Consider the following 16,676-nt stretch of genomic DNA (forward strand, 5'->3'; position numbering starts at 1 on the left):
CTCTCTTCGTTGCGTTCGTCGCCCACGAGGTCACTGTTATCGGACGGTCTTCCACCCCTGCGCCCGGGCGGGTGATCGTGCTTCTTTTGCTTGGGGCGCCCAGACGAGAGCCGGCCGAGGCCATGTCCGCGCAATCGGGCGTGGTCGGCCCGGAGTGAGGTCATTAACCATGAACAAGACGATCAAGATCGAGGATCTCCGCGACAACGATGACAAGCGCGAGCTGAGCGACGAGGCGCTCGAGCTCGTCGTGGGCGGCCAGGCGCCCGCGACCAAGACCAATGAGGGCAACGGCGACACCGACGATTACGCGTGAGCGCGCCCGCCGGAGCCGCCCGCGCACGCGGGCCGTGAATCAACCCCTGAACGAGGTAACACCGATGAGCAAGACGATCGAGATCAAGGACATCGCCGAGACCGAGGACGCGCGCGAGCTGGCCGACAGCGAGCTCGAGCTCGTCACGGGCGGCATCTACAACACCGCGCCCAACACCTCGCGCGACAGCTCCGCGAGCGGCGAGACGGACGACCACTGACGCGCAGCGGCCTGCCCGCGCACGGCAGGATGACCGCTGAATCCCCCCCAGCACCTGCGCCGTCGATGACGACGTGAAGCGGTCCATGCGTCCCGGGGAGCGCCACGCGTGAACGCCCGGGCGAGGAGAGGGGGAGCGGCGCTCGCGGCTGCTCCTCCTCTCCGTTTCCTCCGAGGTCTTTCGTCATGATCATCATCCTCACCGGGCCGAACGATCCCCACGCCGACGCCGTCATCGAGCGGCTCGCGCGGAGGGGCGCCGAGTACCTCCGCTTCGACGAAGCCGATTATCCGGCCCGGGCGAGCCTGTCGTTCGGCTGCTCGCCGGACGGCCGCAGCTCGACCGTTCTCCGCACGCAGGATCGCACCGTCGATCTCGAGCGCGTCTCGACGATCTGGCGGCGCCGGCCGGCGCCTCCGGAGGCGCCTCCCGCGGTCGAGGACCCCGCGTGGCGGAAGTACGTGGAGCTCGAGTGCGAGGCCATGCTGGGCGCCGTGTGGCACTCGCTGCCGTGCCGGTGGCTGCCCGCGCCGACCTCGGTGCTCCGCCGCGCCGATCTCAAGCCGCTGCAGCTCAAGCTCGCGGGCGAGCTCGGGCTCGAGCTGCCGCCGACGCTGATCACCAGCGATCCGCAGGCGTTCCTCGACTTCTACCGCGAGCACGACGGAGATCTGGTGAGCAAGCTGCTCGGCACGGCGATGACGAAGGCGCTGAAGGACCAGCAGCTCGCCCGCTTCACGCAGCGGGTCACGCGGCGGGACGTCGGGTACGCGGACACGATCCGTTACGCGCCGATGATCTTCCAGGCCTACGTGCCGAAGCGCGTGGAGCTGCGCATCACCGTGGTCGGAGAGCAGGTATTCGCCGCCGAGATCCACTCGCAGAAGGCGAACCGCACGCGGGTGGATTGGCGGCGTTATGACATGACCCACACCCCGCATTACCCGCACACGCTGCCGGACGACGTCCGGCGCGGCTGCCTCGAGCTCGTGCGGCGACTCGGCCTCCGTTACGGCGCCATCGACATGGTGCTCACGCCCGACGGGAGGTACGTGTTCCTCGAGATCAACCCCAACGGCCAGTACCTGTGGATCGAGATGATCACCGGGCTGCCGATCAGCGACGCGATTTGCGACCTGCTCATGGAGCGCGAGGCGGCCTGAGCGCGCAGGAGGACGACGTGGACAGCGAGATCAGCAAGACGACGATCGAGATCCTGGACGAGATGATCCGCCTCGCCGGCGAGCGGCTCTCGCCGCAAGCGGGCGAGCGGCGGCTGCGGCAGGTCGCGCGCGAGCACCGGGACGTCCAGCTGGACGTGCTCTGGGAGCAGGAGGCGATGAACGGCGCGGTCCACTACGACGCGCTCCTCCGCGTGCCCGGTCAGGGCACCGTGTCCGTGGGCTACTGCCCCGACCGCGGCGTCCCGTTCGCGCTGCGGGGGGCGTTCCGCTGGAGCGAGAGCGAGATGCTCCGCGTCAACGAGAAGCGCATGACGATCCCCGACGTGGTCGCGCTCCTCGACTTCCTGTGGGACACGCCGTACCTCACCGACCGGCTGGTCGAGACGGCGCTGGTCGCCGAGGCGCTGGAGCGCGATCCGGCGGCGTTCGAGCCGACGCGCGAGGAGCTGCAGGCGGCGGTGGACGGCTTCCGCAAGCGGCGCGGGCTGTTCACGGCCGAGGCGACGATGCGGTGGTTGGAGCAGCACGGGACCACGGTGCAGAGCCTGGAGCAGCTCGTCGACGGCTTCGCGCGCGCGACCAAGCTGCGGGACAGCGTGACCGCGGGGCGAGAGGAGGCGTACTTCGCCGAGCACCGGGCCGAGTTCGACGAGGCCGTGATCGCCCGGATCGTCGTGCCCAGCCGCGAGCGCGCGCTGTCCCTGTGCGCGAGCCTCCGCGCGGGCGAGGTCGATCTGCTCGAGGCGGCCACGAAGGCGCTGCGGGCCCCGCAGCGGACCGATCTGCCCTGGCAGCAGCCGCCCCCGCTGCTCGCCCGCGTCCGGCGCGGCGCGCTGCCGGAGGAGCGTGCCGCGGCGATCTTCGGCGCCGCGCCCGGCACCGTGCTCGATCCGTGGGATACGCCGGCGGGCCACGAGGTCCTCGTCGTACGGGCGATCGAGCCCGCGACCTTCGACGCCGCGACGCGCCGGGCGGTCCGCGATCGCCTGTTCGAGGCGTGGCTCGCGGAGCGGCGCGGCGCCTCGAAGATCGCGTGGATCTGGGGTCAGCAGCCCTGAGACAACAACGCGACGATGGTGGTGCGGATGCGCGACGCCCAGCGCACCGTGCCGGTGGTGCGCAAGGAGAAGGCCGTGAAGACGCTCGACCGGGCGGTGTTCGACCGGGTCGGCGCCCTCGCGGCGCCGCGGCGCACCGCGACATGTCCTCCGGGACATGTCACTGGTGCGAGCCGCCGCGGTGGGCGAGCGCCTCACGCCGGGCAGGTTCTTTCGACATGTCCCGTGAGTCATGCGATGATGCCTCACACCGCACGCACGTGGCGGAAGGTGACGTTGAAGCGGGGCTCGGTCACGCCGCGCCGGCGCGGCAGCGCGTGCTTGTAAAATTGCTGACAGGTGCCGCGCATGATGAGCAAGCTGCCCGAAGCGAGCAGGACCTCGTGGTCGGCGCCGGTGGCCTTGTGCCGCAGCTGGAACGGTCGCGCGGCGCCGAGGCTGAGGCTGGCGATGGCAGAGCCGGGGACGAGGTCGCTGACCTTGTCGGCGTGCCAGCCGATGTAGTCGTCGCCGGTGCGGTAGAGGTTGACGAGGGCATAATTTAGAGAATGGCCGCAGACGGCGGCGATCCGGTCGCGGGCGGCCCGGAGCCGCGGGGGCCACGGGTGCGTGGTGCGGTCGACCCCGGCGTAGCGGTAGTGCAGGCCGTCGTCGCCGAAGGCGCACACCAGCCGCGGCGAGTCGATCGTCTTGCCGTACATGACCACGCGGTCGCGGTCGAAGCGATCCCGGACCTGCGCGAGCTCGGCGAGCAGCGCCGTCCGCTCGCCCGCGTCGAGGAACTCGGGGTCGTAGTCGACGATCGCGCCGTCGGCGTCGTCGATGATGGATACCTGGCTCATGTCACATGTCCTGGAGAACAGGGTGGAGAGGCGCGCCGGACGGCGAGGCCGACATCGTACACCGAGGGGCGAGACGTGAGACGTGAACCAAAGATCGCGCATGCCCGCGCCGCTGCCGGCAGGCGCCGTTTCTCGGGCCGATCTTTCAACCGAGCTCGACGTCGCGGCAATCCGGGGTGCGGGTGCGCTGGCGGCCGGCGGCGTCGGCGAGGCGACCGAAGCGGGCCGCGTTGGCGACCGCGCACGCCCGCGGGTCATTGTTGAAATAGACGAAGACGTCGCGGCGATCGGCGTAGAGCCGGGAGATCCGCGCGAGCCAGGAGGCCAGCGCGGTGACGCCGTAGCACGGGCGCGGGGCGGCGGTGCCGCGGTGCAGGCGGACGTAGCCCCAGTCGGCGGTCCGCTCGAGCGGGCCCTGTGGGCGGCCGTCGACATCGGTGAGGCACAGCGCGACCTCGCGGCGGCGCAGCGCGGCGAAGGTGTCGGCGGTGAACCACGACGGGTGCCGGAACTCGATCGCCAGGCGCTGAGCCTGGGGCCACACGTTCAAAAAATGTTCGAGGCGCTCGGGGTCGCGGGCCATCCGCGCCGGCAGCTGGACCAGCACCGGGCCCAGCTTGTCGCCGAGCCGGCGTGCGCGCGCGAGCAGGCGAGCGATCGGCTCCTCCGGATCTTTGAGCCGCTTCATGTGCGACAGGAAGCGGCTGGCCTTGGTCGCGATCACGAAGTCGGCGGGGGTCTCGCTGCGCCAGGCGGCGAAGGTGTCGCCGTCGGGCAGGCGGTAGAAGCTGTTGTTGAGCTCGACGGTGCGGAAGGCGGCCGCGTAGTGCGACAGCCAGCGGTGCTGCGGCAACGCATCGGGGTAGAAGCGGCCGCGCCAGTCGCGGTATTGCCAGCCGGAGGTGCCGATCCACAACACGCGTCCGGGCCTTTATCACGGCCTCGCCGGCGGGCAACCCTGAATGGATTGCGCGTAGCGCGGCGGTCGGCCTCGGTTGTCGCAGGGGGGCGGTTTGCGATGCACCCATCGTGATGTCGCGTGGTCTCTCGCGCTCGTTCGCCGTGCTCGCGCTGGTCTCGCGCGAGCGCGAGCCGGCGGTGCGATCGTCGAGTACCGCGGCGAGACCGACCTGTGTACGGCGGTCGGGCGGGCGCTGACGATGGTGACCCGGGAGCACGCGTTCGCCGAATTCGCGGCCTCGTTCGCGCCGCAGTACCAGCCGTGAGCGGGCGCGCGAACGAGCGAGAGGGGCGAGATTCGGTCGGCGCGGGGGCGCCGCTTCGTGCGAAGCTCGGCGGCATGTCGCTTACGAAATTGTTCATCCGCGGAAGTTGCCTCGGGCTGGTCGCGCTCGCGGGGGTGCTGACCCCGACGACCGCCGAGGCGTGTGACATCAGCGCCGACGAGTGCCTGGCCGACCTCGAGCTGGTGACCGTCGAGGCCATGCCGATCGACGGCGCCCTGGTGTGGCGGCCGGTGTACGCCGACGCGCCGTCGACTTCCTTTTCGGCGCTGTCAATCGAGGCGGCGACGACGGTGGTGGTGACGCCGATGGGGGGCGGGCCCGAGGTGCCGGGGACAGTGGTGGCCGTCGAGTCGCTGCGGGCGATCGTGTGGCGACCGGCGGCGCCGCTGCCGGCCGACGCGCTGTTCGAGGTCACGGTGACGATCGACAACGGGGCGCTGTCGTGCACCTCGGACGTGCCGAAGCCGCTCGAGCAGAAATTCACGGTGGGGAGCAGCGCCGAGACGACCGCGCCGCTGGCGGTGCCGGAGCTGACGGGCGAGGCGGTCGTGACCGTGAACCCGCAGATCGACTTCGACACGCTGGTGTGCTGCGACGGCGCGTTCCCGACCGAGACGTTCATCGACAACTGCGGGATCGGCATCGAGTGGGCGCAGGGGACCTGCGCCTGGCGCGAAGGGGTCGGACGGCTCGACGCCACGCTGTCGCTCGACCCGGTCGCGGTGGGGATGGCCTCCGGCCAGGTCGGCTACGTGTACGAGTCGAGCGGCGGCGTGTTCGCGTTCCCGCCCGGCGAGGCGCACGTGGCGGTGCAGACCTTCGCGACGATGTGCGGCCAGGTGAAGGCGATCCAGCTGGCCACCGGCGAGGAGCTGCTCGGGCCGGAGGTGTGCGTCGGCGAGGAGCTGGCGGACATGCTGGGCGAGCAGGCCGTCGACCCGGCGCCGGCGCTGGCCGGCTGCGCGGAGCAGCCGTACACCTGCCTCGTCACCAGCGACCTGGTGCCGCGGGCGTGGGACCCTGCCGCCTGCACGCCGTGGCCCGAGGGCACGGCGCCGACCACGGGCGCCGAGACCGGTGAGAGCAGCGACTCCGAGTCGTCCGGCGAGCCGGCGACCACCGACGCGAGCGAGACCGCCGGCGACTCCGAGGGCGCCAGCGACTCGGCGACCGCCGGGATGGACATCCTCAAGGACGGCTGCGCCTGCGCGGCGGACTCGCGCGCGGGCGGCTGGGGCGTGCTGGCGCTGCTGCTGCCGTGGCTGGGCCGGCGGCGCCGTCGCGGGTGACGCGAGCTGGGCGCGCTCGAACGGACATGTTTTCAGAGACATGTCCGTTCGAGCACCTCCAGGGTCGCCAGGCCGTCACATCGGCACGAAGCAGGCGATCGTGGTGTCGATGCGGAAGTTCGACTGGTTGGTGTGGCGCTCGGCGTGGAAGACGTCGAGCGAGTAGGACATACCCGGGGTGATGCCGAGGGCGTTGGCGCTGTCGTCGAGGTCGACCGAGTCCATCAGCTGCGGGTGGAGGCCGCCGAGGTCGAGGGCCAGCTTGCCGTTGATGAACACCCAGACGTCGTCGTCGCCGATGAAGGTGAACACCTCGCCGCCGTTGTAGAAGAAGGTCGTGTGGATCTCGGTGGTGAAGGCGAAATTGTTGGGCTGGCCCTCGTTGCCGAACCCGAGGCCGTCGACCGGGAAAAAGGTGTTGTCGGCGAACTGATAGAGGCCGGGTTGGACCTCGGTCAGCGGCAGATCGATCTGGAAGGTGTGATTGACGCCCGGCACGTCGTTGTACCACTGGGCGAACGCGTCCGGCCCGCTGGTCTGCGGCGTCGGGCCCGGGTGGGCGTAGACCGGCTTCTCGTCGGGGCCGAGGTCCTCCTCGACCAGGCCCTTGTAGGCGGTGTTGCCGCCGTAGTTCTCGAAGTCGGGGTGGGCGAAGGCGAAGTCGCGGATCGTCGCCTTGAGCACGCTGCCGCACGGGAGGTCGCCGGTGGTGGTGTCGGGCTCGCTCGTGCTGGTGGTCGAGCCGGTGTCGGCGGTGGTGCTGCTCAGGCCGGTGTCGTCGACGCCCATGGTGGTGTCGCCGGTGGTCGTGGTGTCGCCGGTGGTCGTCGTGGTGGTGTCTTCGGTGGTGGTGCCGGGCGCCGTCGTGGTGGTCGTCGTGTCGGGTCCGGTCTCGGTGGTCGGCGCGGTGGTGCTGGTCGTCGTGGTGTCGCCGGTGGTGGTGGTCGTGGCGGTGTCGCTGTCGCCCGAGTTGCTGCCGGCCGAGGTCGTCGGCGTGCCGGTCTCGCTGTCGCTGACGCCTCCGGTCGGATCGCCGGCGGTGCCCGCGCTCGTGTCGGTGGTGCCGGCCTGCGTCTCCGTGCCGTCGGCGCCGGCGGTGGTGTTGCTCGTATCGCCGCAGGCGGTCGCGAGCAAGAGCGCGACCGCGGTTTCGCGTCCCATCATTCCAACTCTCATGCCCCTTATCGTGGCCGCGGCCGGCGCGAACCGTCAACGGTGGATTTGCCACCGCACGCCACCTACGTCGCGGCCGTGTGCGCCGCGCTGTGCGAAGGGGAGGGCCCTGTGTTATGAGCGCCGCGTGACGACGACGGAGGCGAGGCGCGAGTCGGGCGAGCCGTCCGCGCTGCAGATCGGGCCGCTGCGGGTGTCGCCGCCGGTCGTGCTGGCACCGATGGCGGGTATCACGAATTACCCGTTCCGCGCGCTGTGCCGGCGGTTCGGCGCCGGGCTCTACGTCAGCGAGATGATCACGGCGGGGCCGCTGGTGCGCGGCGACGCGCGCAGCCTGCAGCTGTCGGACTTCGGGCGCGACGAGTCGCCGCGCAGCCTCCAGCTCTACGGCGTCGACCCGACCACGATCGCCGGCGCGGTCCGCTTCCTGGTCGGCGAGGGGCGGGTCGATCACATCGACCTCAACTTCGGCTGTCCGGTGCGCAAGGTGACGCGCAAGGGCGGCGGCTCGGCGATCCCGGTCAAGCCCAACCTGCTGCGCGCGATCGTGCGGGCGGCGGTCAAGGCGGCCGGGGCGGTGCCGGTGACGATGAAGTTCCGCATGGGCATCGACGACGGGCTGCTGACCTACCTGCAGGCGGGGGCGATCGGCGAGGAGGAGGGCTGCGCCGCGGTCGCCTTGCACGCGCGGACGGCCGCGCAGCTGTACTCGGGGTCGGCCCGCTGGGAGGCGATCGCGGCGCTCAAGCGGGCGGTGCGGACGATCCCCGTGCTCGGCAACGGCGACATCTGGGAGGCCGAGGACGCCCTGCGCATGGTCCGAGAGACAGGTTGCGACGGGGTCGTGGTCGGCCGCGGCTGCCTCGGCCGACCGTGGCTGTTCCGCGAGCTGGCGGCCGCGTTCGCCGGGGCGCCGCCGCCGGCGCCGCCGTCGCTCGGCGAGGTGTGGGCGATCATGCTGGAGCACGCGGAGCGGCTGTGCGCGTGGATGTCCGAAGAGCCAGCCATGGCCGCGTTCCGCAAGCACGCGCGCTGGTACACGCTGGGCTTTCACAGCGCCGAGCCGGTGGTGCCGAAGCTGATGCAGGCCCAGCGGCTCGCCGAGCTGGCGGCGCTGGCGGGCGAAGTCGACCTCGCCGAGCCGTTCCCCGCGGCGGCGGCCCGGCTGGTGCGCGGCAAGAGCGGGCCGCCGCAGAAGGTCGCGCTGCCGCACGGCTACCTCGACGACCTCGACGACGCGACCCCGCCCGGACCCGACGCCGAGGACGCCGACTCGGGCGGCTGACCGCGCCGATGCGGTGAGACAAAAATGTCGTGACCTCGCGGCGCACCGTGGTCGCGCGCCCGCGCGGCGCCGATCCTGGTGCCGCCGCGCGGACCCCATGCCTGCGCGGACGCGACGCGGCCCGATCGGGTAGGATGCGGGTATGAACTCGCCTGCACGCGCGCTGCGCCCTGACGACTTACGGCAGCCGCGACCGATTTATGTGGTGTGGGAGACGACGCTGCGCTGCGATCACGAGTGTGCGCACTGCGGGTCGCGGGCCGGTGACGCGCGGCCGGACGAGCTGAGCACCGAGGAGCTGCTCGAGGTGGCCGACGCGCTGGTGCGCCTCGGCAGCCGCGAGGTCACGCTGATCGGCGGCGAGGCGTACCTGCGCGGTGATTGTTACCGGCTGATCGAGCACATGACGAAGGCCGGCATCCGCGTGACGATGCAGACCGGCGGGCGCGGGCTGACGCAGGACCGCTGTCGCAAGCTGCGCGAGGCCGGGCTGGCGGCGATCGGGGTGTCGGTCGACGGGCCGGAGGCGGCCCACGACACGCTGCGCGCCAGCCCCGGCAGCCACGCGGCGGCGCTCAAGGGCATCCGCAACGCCCGCGAGGCGGGGCTTTTGGTGACGTCGAACTCGCAGATCAACCGCCTCAACAAGGACGTGCTGCGCGAGACGGCGGAGCTGCTGGCCGACGCGGGGGTGGCGGTGTGGCGGGCGCAGATGACGGCGCCGATGGGCCGCGCGGCCGACCGCCCGGACTGGCTGCTCGAGCCGTACATGGTGCTCGAGGTGATCGACACGCTGGCCGACATCCAGCGCTGGGCCCAGCGGCGCGCGGCGGATCGGGGGATTCCGTGGGAGCGGGCGTTCCACGTCCGCCTCGGCAACAACCTCGGCTACTTCGGCCCGCACGAGCAGCTGCTGCGCACCCGCCCGGGCTCTCCCGACAGCTACTGGCAGGGCTGCTCGGCCGGCAAGTTCGTGATGGGCATCGAGTCCGACGGGACGATCAAGGGCTGCCCGTCGCTGCCGACCGCGCCCTATACCGGCGGCAACGTGAAGACGGCCGCGCTCGCGGACATCTGGAACGAGGCGCCCGAGATCGCGTTCGCCCGCGACCGCGGGACGTCCGAGCTGTGGGGTTTCTGCAAGTCCTGCTATTACGCGGAGGTGTGCCGCGCGGGCTGCTCGTTCACCGCCCACAGCGCGATCGGCAAGCGCGGCAACAACCCCTTCTGCTACTACCGGGCGACGCAGATGAAGCGCAAGGGGCTGCGCGAGCGCGTGGTCCTGCGCCAGGCCGCCCCCGGCGACCCGTACGACTTCGGACAGTACGAGATCGTCGAGGAGCCGTGGGACTCGGCCCCGCCGCGCGCGGCGGTGCGGCTGCCCGTGCTGGCGGGGTGAGCGGAAGCTGGTCGTCCGGGCATGCTCGATGGAGCATGTCCGAGAGAGCATGGCGAAAAGGGCATGTGCTTCCGGACGTGCTCCTGCTCGCATGCGCGAACGGCGAGCCCGGCCCAGGCGCGCTGAGGTGGTTTGGACGCGTGAACGGGCGGAGCGTGGGCGAGCCCGCCCGGCCGAGCGCGGCCGAGCGAGCGCGCTGGGGACCGGACGTGAATGGGCGAGGCGTGGGCGAGCCCGGCTGCCTGCTGGGAGGGGCTGATGCGCGGACGGGCGGCGCTGGGCGAGCCGGTCGCGGTCCGGTCGAGCGCATGGAAGCCTGGCGTTCGGCGCATGGCAAGAGCGACATGCTAAAAAGGACAGGGCCGATGGGGCCTGTCCTTGAGAGCAGTCGCTGCGCGGGCGCCCGGGGCCGCGTGATTGCCCCGGCGGATGAGGCTCAGGTCGTGCCGGGGACGCCGTAGTCGGGCTCGGGGCCGCCGGTGGTCTGCGGCACGCCGTACTCGGGCTCGCCGACGGTGTCGGTGTCTCCCGTGGTGGTGCCGGCGGTGGTGCCGTCGGTGGCGTCGGTGGTCGAGGGGACGCCGTAGTCGGGCTCGCCCGAGGTGCTGGTGGTGGTGGCGAGGGTGTCGGTGGCGGGGACGCCGTACTCGGGCTCGGCGGAGGTCGGCGACTCGGTCATCGAGGCCGAGTTGCCCTCGGTGGTGCTGCCCGTGGTGGTGTCGGTGGTGTTGCCGGTGCCGGTGCTGGCGTCGGTGGTGCTCTGGCCGGTGCTGGAGTCGCTGCCGCTCATCGTGTCGTCACCCTTGTCGGGGCAACCCGAGAGCGCCAGGCTCACCATCACCGCGGAGGCGGCGCGGGCCAACCGACCCTCGCGGTGCAGCTCGGCGCCGCAGTGCGGGCAGGTGGAGGTGTCCGACTTGATGTGCTCACGGCAGGCAGGGCAGGCGTAGAGGCGAGTCGTAGGCAGTAAGGGCGGAGGGGCCATGTCCGGAATGGCACCACGCGCCCGCCCGGGCTGTCAACGCGCGCAGCCGCGACCCGGTCGCTTCAACGCCGCCGCATCGGCCGCAGCGAGCGGAACACGAGGCCGAGGCCGCCCACCAGCAGGGTGAGGATCACGAGGGTGTTCCACAGGGTCGTCGGGCGGAAATGGATCTCGAGGTTGGCGATGATGCCGACGAAGATGAAGACGGCGCCGAGGCCCGTGAGCGCCCAGCCGACGATCGAGCGCGCGCTGTAGAACAAGAAGCCGATCCCGAACAGCAGCGGCAGCAGGGTCAAGCCGAAGGTGCTGTCGCCCCAGAAGGTCCAGTAGCCGCTGTGGACCATGACCTGGTTGAGCAGCAGGTACGCGCCCGCGCCCAGCATGCCGAGGCCGAGCAGAAAGACGGGGAGCCCCCCGGGGGTGCCGCCGACGTCGCGGAGGTCGTGCATGCGGGGAGCGTAGCATCCAGGGGGGCTGGTGCAGATGAGCGCAGGCGCGCGCGGCGAGATCGGTGGGGCCGCGGAGGGGCGCGGCCGGGGGCGAGCGGGTTGGGACACCTCGGGCTTTTCGTCGCCGAGACCGGAGCGGCGACGCGCGAACGCCGGGCTCGAGCCCGGCGGCGACATGACCTGGCCCATTGGCCAGGAGCGAAGGGGCAGGTCCCTCGCGACAGGTGCGAAGGGACAGGCGATCAGCCGGCCGGCTTGGCGTACTTCTCGATGCACACCCGCATGATGTCGGAGATCGACGACTTGAGGGTCTTGTCGGTGGCGGCGTCGAGGGCGGCGACCTGGCAGGCGGCGGCCTCGATGCTGCCGAGGCCGGTGCAGCCGTTGATGGTCATCGGCCGCTGGGTGCCCTGGGCGGCCTTGAGCTTCTCGAGCTCGGGGCCCTCGAACATGCGCTCGAAGAACTTGAGCTGGGCGTCGGCGACGGCGTCGCAGGCCTTCTTGATGTCCTTCGGCAGCTTGGGCGGGAGGGTGGCGAGGGCGTTGACGGCGGCGATCCGCGCGTCCTCGGCGTCCTTCTCGGCCTTGGCCTTGGCCTCGCGCTCGGCCCGGCGCTTGGCGATCGCGTCGTCCTCGACCTTCTTCGGCTCCTCGGCCTTGACCTCGGGCTCGGCCTTCTTGGCCTCGCCGCCGCAGGCGGTGGTGATGGAGAGGGCGAGGACGAACGGGACGGCGCGGCGGAGGGGCATCGTGGCGCGGAGGATCGCACGCCCGCGGCCTGGGGTGAAGAGGGGGCAGGGGCCTTCTGCGGAGCAATTGCAGGCCTCGCAGGCGCGCCCCGCGGCGACGAGTCGGCGCGTGCGCGGTTCCAGGCGCACGGCGGCGCAGAGAGCTTGTCCGCGTGCAGGGCTCGCCACGCCGCGGAGGAGCGGCCCGCGCTTCGGGCTGCTCGATGACAGGGACCGGCCCGGCTTCGCGCTCGTCGCGGTCGCGGTCGCGGCCCGGGCTTCGATTCGCCTACAGGCGCACGGCGGCGCGGTGGAATTGCTGGCGGATCGGCAAGATCGGCGGGCCGTTGCGCGTGGGGTGGACCCGGTTGGACAGCAAGATCGCAATCAGCGGGCCGCGGCCGTCGGGCGGGGTGGGGTCGATCCACAGGCTGGTGCCCGTGAACCCCGTGTGGCCGGAGGCGCGCGCCGAGAGCACGTCGGCGGCGGTGCCGCTGCCGTCGGGGCTCGGGCTGTCCCAGCCGAGCTGTCTCGTGGAACCTGGCACTTTGGACAGGGTCCAAAAGACATCTCGCGTCGCGGGGTCGAGGCCCGGCAGGTTGCACTCGAGCCAGGCGCGCGCCAGCTCGAGCGCCGCGGCGGCGTCGCCGAACAGGCCGGCGTGGCCGGCGACGCCGCTCATGACGAAGGCGTTGTCGTCGTGGACCTCGTAGTGGGCGCAGCGGACGGGGGCGCGGCAGGCGAACCAGCTCGGGACGCCGTCCGGGTGCAGCGCGGGGTCGTAGACCTCGGTCGGGGCGACGCGGTGCTGCTGGGCGGACGAGGGCCCGCGGGCGCCGAGCAGGCGGTGGAAGCCGAGGCGCGGGACGTCGCCGCGATGGAGGTCGAGCGGCCAGGCGATCTTGTTGTCGAACAGGCGGTCGAGCGGCTGACCGTAGAGGCGCTCGAGCCAGGCGCCGAGGATCATAAACCCGAGGTCGCTGTAGACCGCCTTGCTGCCGAGCGGGTACTCGGGCGGGGTCTGGGCGATCCGGTCGAGCACCCGTTCGGGGCGGCCAGGCCTCAGGTCGGCGAAGTACTCGCGGTGCGCCGGCAGACCTGAACTATGGGACAGGAGGTGGGCGAGCGTGGCCCCCGGGCAGGCGCGATCCCAGTCGGCCGGCACCGGGGTCGTGAGTTCGACCCGCCCCTCGGCGACGGCCAGGGCCGCGAGGCTGGTGGTGGCCAGGACCTTGGTCAGCGAGGCGAGGTCGTAGACGGTGTCGCGGCTGACCGCGCGCAGGTAGCCCGGCGCGCCCTCGCGGCTGCCGAGGTCGCCGTGGGCCTCGTGGTAGACCTCGGCGCCGTCGCGCCAGACGAGGGCGACGCAGCCGGGGTAAACACCGGCGCGGACGCCGTGCTCGAGGAGGTCGAACAGGTCGCGATGCGGATCTTCACGCACGCCGGCGAGCTTGCAACACCCGCGCCGCGCTTGCTAGATCGCCGCCCATGCCGCTGCACCTCGCCTCCGAGTCCGAAATGCGCCGCCGCCTGATCGTCGCGCTCGACGTGCCCGACGCCCGGGCCGCGGTCGCGGCGGCGCAGACGCTGAAGGGCCACGTCGGCATGCTGAAGGTCGGGCTCGAGCTGTTCGTGGCCGAGGGCCCCGAGGTGGTGCGCCGCCTCCGCGGCGAGGTGCCCGAGCTCGAGATCTTCCTCGACCTCAAGCTCCACGACATCCCCAACACGATGTGCGGCGCGATCCGCTCGGCTCGCTCGCTCGGCTGCCGCTTCATCACCGTCCACGCCGGCTCGGGCCTGGCCCACCTCAAGGCGTGCGTGGCCGAGGCCGGCGCGGAGCTCGGCGTGCTGGCGGTGACGGTGTTGACCAGCCAGGACGCGGCCGCCTGCGCCGAGGCCGGGCACACGCGCGCGCCCGCGGAGCTGGTGGTGATGCGGGCCGCGCTGGCGCGCGCGGCCGGCTGCGCGGGGGTGGTGTGCAGCGGGCAAGAGCTGGCCGGGGTGCGCTCGGCGGCGCCGGGCATCGCCTGCGTGGTGCCGGGCATCCGCCCCGCGGGGGCCGAGGTCGGCGACCAGAAGCGGGTGATGACGCCCGGGCAGGCGGTCGCCGACGGGGCGGCGTACCTGGTGGTCGGGCGCCCGATCCTCGGCGCGCCCGACCCGGCCGCCGCGGCCGACGCGATCGTCGCCGACATGCTCGCCGGCGCCGAGGCGAACTGAGGCGCGGCTGCCCCTCGGGGCCGGTGATGTCGCGGCGCGGCCTCGGCTGTCCTGCAGGACAGGTCGATTGCCCGGGCCGGCCTCGCTGACCTTCGGGACAGGTGTCTTCCGGCGCGCCCCGGGGCTGTCCTGGAGGACATATGTCGAATCGCGCCGCCGTCAATAGCCCTGCATCGGGATGCCGAGGGTGACGCGCTTGTCGGGGTGCTCGGCGGCGGTCCAGATCAGCTTCAGGTCGCGCTCGACGTAGAGGTCTTCGGGGCCGTCGGGCCAGGCGGTGATCTCGCTGGTCGAGTCGGGGAGGTTGCGGTAGAGGCGGCCCCACTGCTGGGCCTGGCTCGAGCACGACATGTAGTAGACGCCCTCGTAGGTGACGGCGCCCTGGGTGCGCGTCTGGCCGGCGAGGGCGGCGTCGAGGGCGAACACGGTGCCGCCGTTCTCGACGAGGCGGGTGCTGTCGAGGTCGATCGGCCAGCGGGCGAGGCGGCCGGTCAGGTCGGTCATGTACTCGGCGGTGACGAGCACCGGCGGGTCGGCGCTGCGGTCGAGCGCGACCGCGGAGAAGCGGAGCGGGCACGAGTCGGCGGTGAGGTTGTAGCGACCGATCTCCGGCACCGCGTAGCGATAGCCGTGGGCCTGGACCTTGCCGCCGGCGATCCCGATCGCCGCCTCGTCGTCGCTCGCGGTGGTCTCGAAGATCCGCGACATGTCGTAGACGCGGAAGCCCGCCGACGTGGAGGCGACGTAGAGGCGGTCGCCGACCCAGGCGATGCCGCCGGCGTGCAGGGCGTCGCCGCTCTTGGTGTTGGCGGCCGCGAAGTTGACGTCGGGGCCGTCGCCGGTCGGCGTGACGAGCAGCAGGTGACGGTAGTGGATCGAGTCGAGGTCGCTGATGTCGACCAGGCTGAGGCGCACGCCCCGGGCCGGCGGGTCGGTCGGCTCGCGCTCGATCTTGTGGTACCACGAGACCAAAAGCAGCCGCTTGCCGCCGACCTTGTGGTCGGCCCGCGCGTCGCTCGAGCCGGTGATGCCCTGCGGGTACCAGTAGTCGACGGCCCCGTCGCCGGCGTTCCAGCGGAAGCCGACGTAGTCGTGGTTCTTCATCCGCTCGGCCTGGTACGCCGACAGGCCCGGCACGGCCTCGCGGTTGAGCTGGCCGAGCACGTCGTCGAGGGTGACCGCGGTGCCGGTGCGCGCGAGCAGGGCGTCGGCGCGGGCGATGCCGGCCGCGAAGTCGCTCGGCGCGAGGGCGAAGGCGCAGCCGTCGAGGAGCTCCAATTGATGTTCGGTCGCGGTCGGCTCGACGTCGGCGCACGCCGGTGGGTCGAGGCAGATCGGGTCGGGCGTGGGGCCGGTGGTGTCGGGGGTCGCGTCGGTGGTCGCGTCGGGGCCGGTGGTGTCGGGGGCGGTGGTGCTGGTGAGGGGGCTGTCCGTGTCGCTGGTGTCGGGGTCGGTGGTGCCGGGATCGCTGGTGCCGGGGTCGCTGGTGCCGGGGTCGCTGGTGCTGGTGGGAGCCGGGGCGCCGGTGGTGCCGGGGGTGGTGCTGGTGGGCGCGAGGTCGTCGGTGGTGCTCGCCGCGGACGAGGTCGACGCGCCGGGGCCGGTGCCGCTCGCGTCGCCCGTCGAGGTCGCAGGGTCGTCGCTGCAAGCCGTGAAGAGGAAGACGAGGGTCGCGAGGGCGAGGCGAGGCATCGCGGCGAACGTAGCATCGGTTGCTCGCCCGGCACGATGCGGAGATCGCGGATCGACGAAGCGCAGTGCGGTGGCGAGGCGTGGCCTGCAAGCGGGGGCTGGTCGCACCACTCGAGCTGGGGTTGGCGGCCTCGCGGGAGACTCGTGGCATGCGAGGCCGAGCCGCGGGTTTGCGTCCGCCTCGGGGCGGGGCGAGGTCGGACGGCGGAGAGGTCGGTGCCGATGAGGGGACGGGTCGGCGTTCGCCCCGGGGCTCGTGCGGGAGGACGCGGTTCGCAAGGCGGCGGGCTCGGCTGGGGTGAGCGCGGTGTGTCGGTCTGCGGCGAGGCGGTCGTCCGGGTCAAAATCGTGGGCTGTCCTCGGGGACATGTGACGATGTTCGCCTCGGCGCTCGGTCGACCGATGCAGAAGGTGAGCGGGCGCGCTCGTGCGAATGGTGCTTGACAGGGGTGGGGGGTGCGTGCATTCTCCCCGGCATGTTCGTTCGGTTCTCCTGAGGCCGGCTGATCGCGTCGTGCGCTCGATGGGCGTGGCGCGGCGCCGGTCTCTACGAAGAGTCCTCGACGGGTCGTGAGCGCCGCGTTTGCGG

At 72.1% G+C, this 16,676-nt stretch carries 16 protein-coding genes; 8 read left to right on the forward strand and 8 right to left on the reverse strand.

Annotated features, from left to right (window positions below; translation table 11 throughout):
- The first annotated feature begins 169 nt into the window (after positions 1–169).
- From NAEX_RS50695 to NAEX_RS25990, 4 genes are all read left to right on the forward strand, one after another.
- Positions 170–316 carry a hypothetical protein gene (locus NAEX_RS50695; RefSeq protein WP_170136009.1) on the forward strand — a complete coding sequence of 49 codons (147 nt, stop codon included), beginning with the start codon at positions 170–172 and terminating at the stop codon, positions 314–316.
- 64 nt (positions 317–380) lie between these two features.
- Positions 381–536, forward strand: a complete 156-nt coding sequence (locus NAEX_RS50700) for a hypothetical protein (protein ID WP_170136010.1) — start codon at positions 381–383, stop codon at positions 534–536.
- A 185-nt stretch (positions 537–721) separates the two neighbouring features.
- On the forward strand, positions 722–1,699 hold the full coding sequence (locus NAEX_RS25985) for an MvdC/MvdD family ATP grasp protein (RefSeq protein ID WP_096330172.1): 978 nt from the start codon (positions 722–724) through the stop codon (positions 1,697–1,699).
- 17 nt (positions 1,700–1,716) lie between these two features.
- Positions 1,717–2,778, forward strand: a complete 1,062-nt coding sequence (locus tag NAEX_RS25990; protein ID WP_096330173.1) for a TIGR04500 family putative peptide maturation system protein — start codon at positions 1,717–1,719, stop codon at positions 2,776–2,778.
- A 245-nt stretch (positions 2,779–3,023) separates the two neighbouring features.
- Here NAEX_RS25990 and NAEX_RS25995 read toward each other — a convergent pair whose 3' ends face one another.
- Positions 3,024–3,620: an alpha-ketoglutarate-dependent dioxygenase AlkB family protein gene (locus tag NAEX_RS25995; protein ID WP_170136011.1), complete on the reverse strand. Its 597-nt coding sequence runs from the start codon at positions 3,618–3,620 to the stop codon at positions 3,024–3,026.
- 145 nt (positions 3,621–3,765) lie between these two features.
- The gene (locus NAEX_RS26000) at positions 3,766–4,539 is read right to left on the reverse strand and encodes a DUF72 domain-containing protein (protein ID WP_096330175.1); all 774 of its coding nucleotides are present in this window, start codon (positions 4,537–4,539) and stop codon (positions 3,766–3,768) included.
- Between the two features lie 381 nt (positions 4,540–4,920).
- Between NAEX_RS26000 and NAEX_RS26010 the strand changes: the two genes are divergently transcribed.
- On the forward strand, positions 4,921–6,156 hold the full coding sequence (locus NAEX_RS26010; protein ID WP_143140295.1) for an MYXO-CTERM sorting domain-containing protein: 1,236 nt from the start codon (positions 4,921–4,923) through the stop codon (positions 6,154–6,156).
- 75 nt (positions 6,157–6,231) lie between these two features.
- Here NAEX_RS26010 and NAEX_RS26015 read toward each other — a convergent pair whose 3' ends face one another.
- Positions 6,232–7,317 (reverse strand): fibro-slime domain-containing protein, encoded by a 1,086-nt coding sequence (locus tag NAEX_RS26015; RefSeq protein ID WP_245913801.1) that lies wholly within the window; start codon positions 7,315–7,317, stop codon positions 6,232–6,234.
- A 139-nt stretch (positions 7,318–7,456) separates the two neighbouring features.
- On the opposite strand from NAEX_RS26015, the gene dusB reads away from it, so the two are divergent.
- The gene (gene dusB / locus NAEX_RS26020; RefSeq protein ID WP_211302478.1) at positions 7,457–8,614 is read left to right on the forward strand and encodes a tRNA dihydrouridine synthase DusB; all 1,158 of its coding nucleotides are present in this window, start codon (positions 7,457–7,459) and stop codon (positions 8,612–8,614) included.
- 142 nt (positions 8,615–8,756) lie between these two features.
- The gene (locus tag NAEX_RS26025; RefSeq protein WP_096330180.1) at positions 8,757–10,013 is read left to right on the forward strand and encodes a radical SAM/SPASM domain-containing protein; all 1,257 of its coding nucleotides are present in this window, start codon (positions 8,757–8,759) and stop codon (positions 10,011–10,013) included.
- Between the two features lie 436 nt (positions 10,014–10,449).
- Here the strand turns inward: NAEX_RS26025 and NAEX_RS26030 are convergent, their stop codons facing one another.
- The 4 genes from NAEX_RS26030 to NAEX_RS26045 all read right to left on the reverse strand — a co-directional run bounded on the left by NAEX_RS26030 (position 10,450) and on the right by NAEX_RS26045 (position 13,616).
- Complete coding sequence (locus NAEX_RS26030; RefSeq protein ID WP_143140296.1) at positions 10,450–10,998, reverse strand: zinc ribbon domain-containing protein; 549 nt, start codon at positions 10,996–10,998, stop codon at positions 10,450–10,452.
- A 62-nt stretch (positions 10,999–11,060) separates the two neighbouring features.
- A complete protein-coding gene (locus NAEX_RS26035; protein ID WP_096330182.1) occupies positions 11,061–11,447 on the reverse strand; it encodes a hypothetical protein in 387 nt (128 codons plus the stop codon).
- Positions 11,448–11,689: 242 nt separating this feature from the next.
- Complete coding sequence (locus NAEX_RS26040) at positions 11,690–12,196, reverse strand: hypothetical protein (protein WP_096330183.1); 507 nt, start codon at positions 12,194–12,196, stop codon at positions 11,690–11,692.
- Positions 12,197–12,464: 268 nt separating this feature from the next.
- Positions 12,465–13,616, reverse strand: a complete 1,152-nt coding sequence (locus NAEX_RS26045) for a serine hydrolase domain-containing protein (RefSeq protein WP_096330184.1) — start codon at positions 13,614–13,616, stop codon at positions 12,465–12,467.
- Positions 13,617–13,663: 47 nt separating this feature from the next.
- Between NAEX_RS26045 and pyrF the strand changes: the two genes are divergently transcribed.
- The gene (pyrF, locus tag NAEX_RS26050) at positions 13,664–14,395 is read left to right on the forward strand and encodes an orotidine-5'-phosphate decarboxylase (protein WP_245913802.1); all 732 of its coding nucleotides are present in this window, start codon (positions 13,664–13,666) and stop codon (positions 14,393–14,395) included.
- Between the two features lie 159 nt (positions 14,396–14,554).
- Here pyrF and NAEX_RS26055 read toward each other — a convergent pair whose 3' ends face one another.
- Entirely contained in the window at positions 14,555–16,087 is a 1,533-nt protein-coding gene (locus NAEX_RS26055) for a hypothetical protein (protein WP_096330185.1), read from the reverse strand.
- Between the last annotated feature and the right edge of the window lie 589 nt (positions 16,088–16,676).

Source organism: Nannocystis exedens (genome assembly GCF_002343915.1).
GTDB classification, from domain to species: domain Bacteria; phylum Myxococcota_A; class Polyangia; order Nannocystales; family Nannocystaceae; genus Nannocystis; species Nannocystis exedens.

Excerpts from the sequence above, each read along its gene's own strand:
- NAEX_RS50695 (WP_170136009.1), top strand. The coding sequence starts at position 170 with ATGAACAAGACGATCAAGATCGAGGATCTCCGCGACAACGATGACAAG.
- NAEX_RS50700 (WP_170136010.1), top strand. The coding sequence starts at position 381 with ATGAGCAAGACGATCGAGATCAAGGACATCGCCGAGACCGAGGACGCG.
- NAEX_RS25985 (WP_096330172.1), top strand. The coding sequence starts at position 722 with ATGATCATCATCCTCACCGGGCCGAACGATCCCCACGCCGACGCCGTC.
- NAEX_RS25995 (WP_170136011.1), bottom strand. The coding sequence starts at position 3,620 with ATGAGCCAGGTATCCATCATCGACGACGCCGACGGCGCGATCGTCGAC.
- NAEX_RS26010 (WP_143140295.1), top strand. The coding sequence starts at position 4,921 with ATGTCGCTTACGAAATTGTTCATCCGCGGAAGTTGCCTCGGGCTGGTC.
- NAEX_RS26015 (WP_245913801.1), bottom strand. The coding sequence starts at position 7,317 with ATGGGACGCGAAACCGCGGTCGCGCTCTTGCTCGCGACCGCCTGCGGC.
- NAEX_RS26025 (WP_096330180.1), top strand. The coding sequence starts at position 8,757 with ATGAACTCGCCTGCACGCGCGCTGCGCCCTGACGACTTACGGCAGCCG.
- NAEX_RS26030 (WP_143140296.1), bottom strand. The coding sequence starts at position 10,998 with ATGGCCCCTCCGCCCTTACTGCCTACGACTCGCCTCTACGCCTGCCCT.
- NAEX_RS26035 (WP_096330182.1), bottom strand. The coding sequence starts at position 11,447 with ATGCACGACCTCCGCGACGTCGGCGGCACCCCCGGGGGGCTCCCCGTC.
- NAEX_RS26040 (WP_096330183.1), bottom strand. The coding sequence starts at position 12,196 with ATGCCCCTCCGCCGCGCCGTCCCGTTCGTCCTCGCCCTCTCCATCACC.
- pyrF (WP_245913802.1), top strand. The coding sequence starts at position 13,664 with ATGCCGCTGCACCTCGCCTCCGAGTCCGAAATGCGCCGCCGCCTGATC.
- NAEX_RS26055 (WP_096330185.1), bottom strand. The coding sequence starts at position 16,087 with ATGCCTCGCCTCGCCCTCGCGACCCTCGTCTTCCTCTTCACGGCTTGC.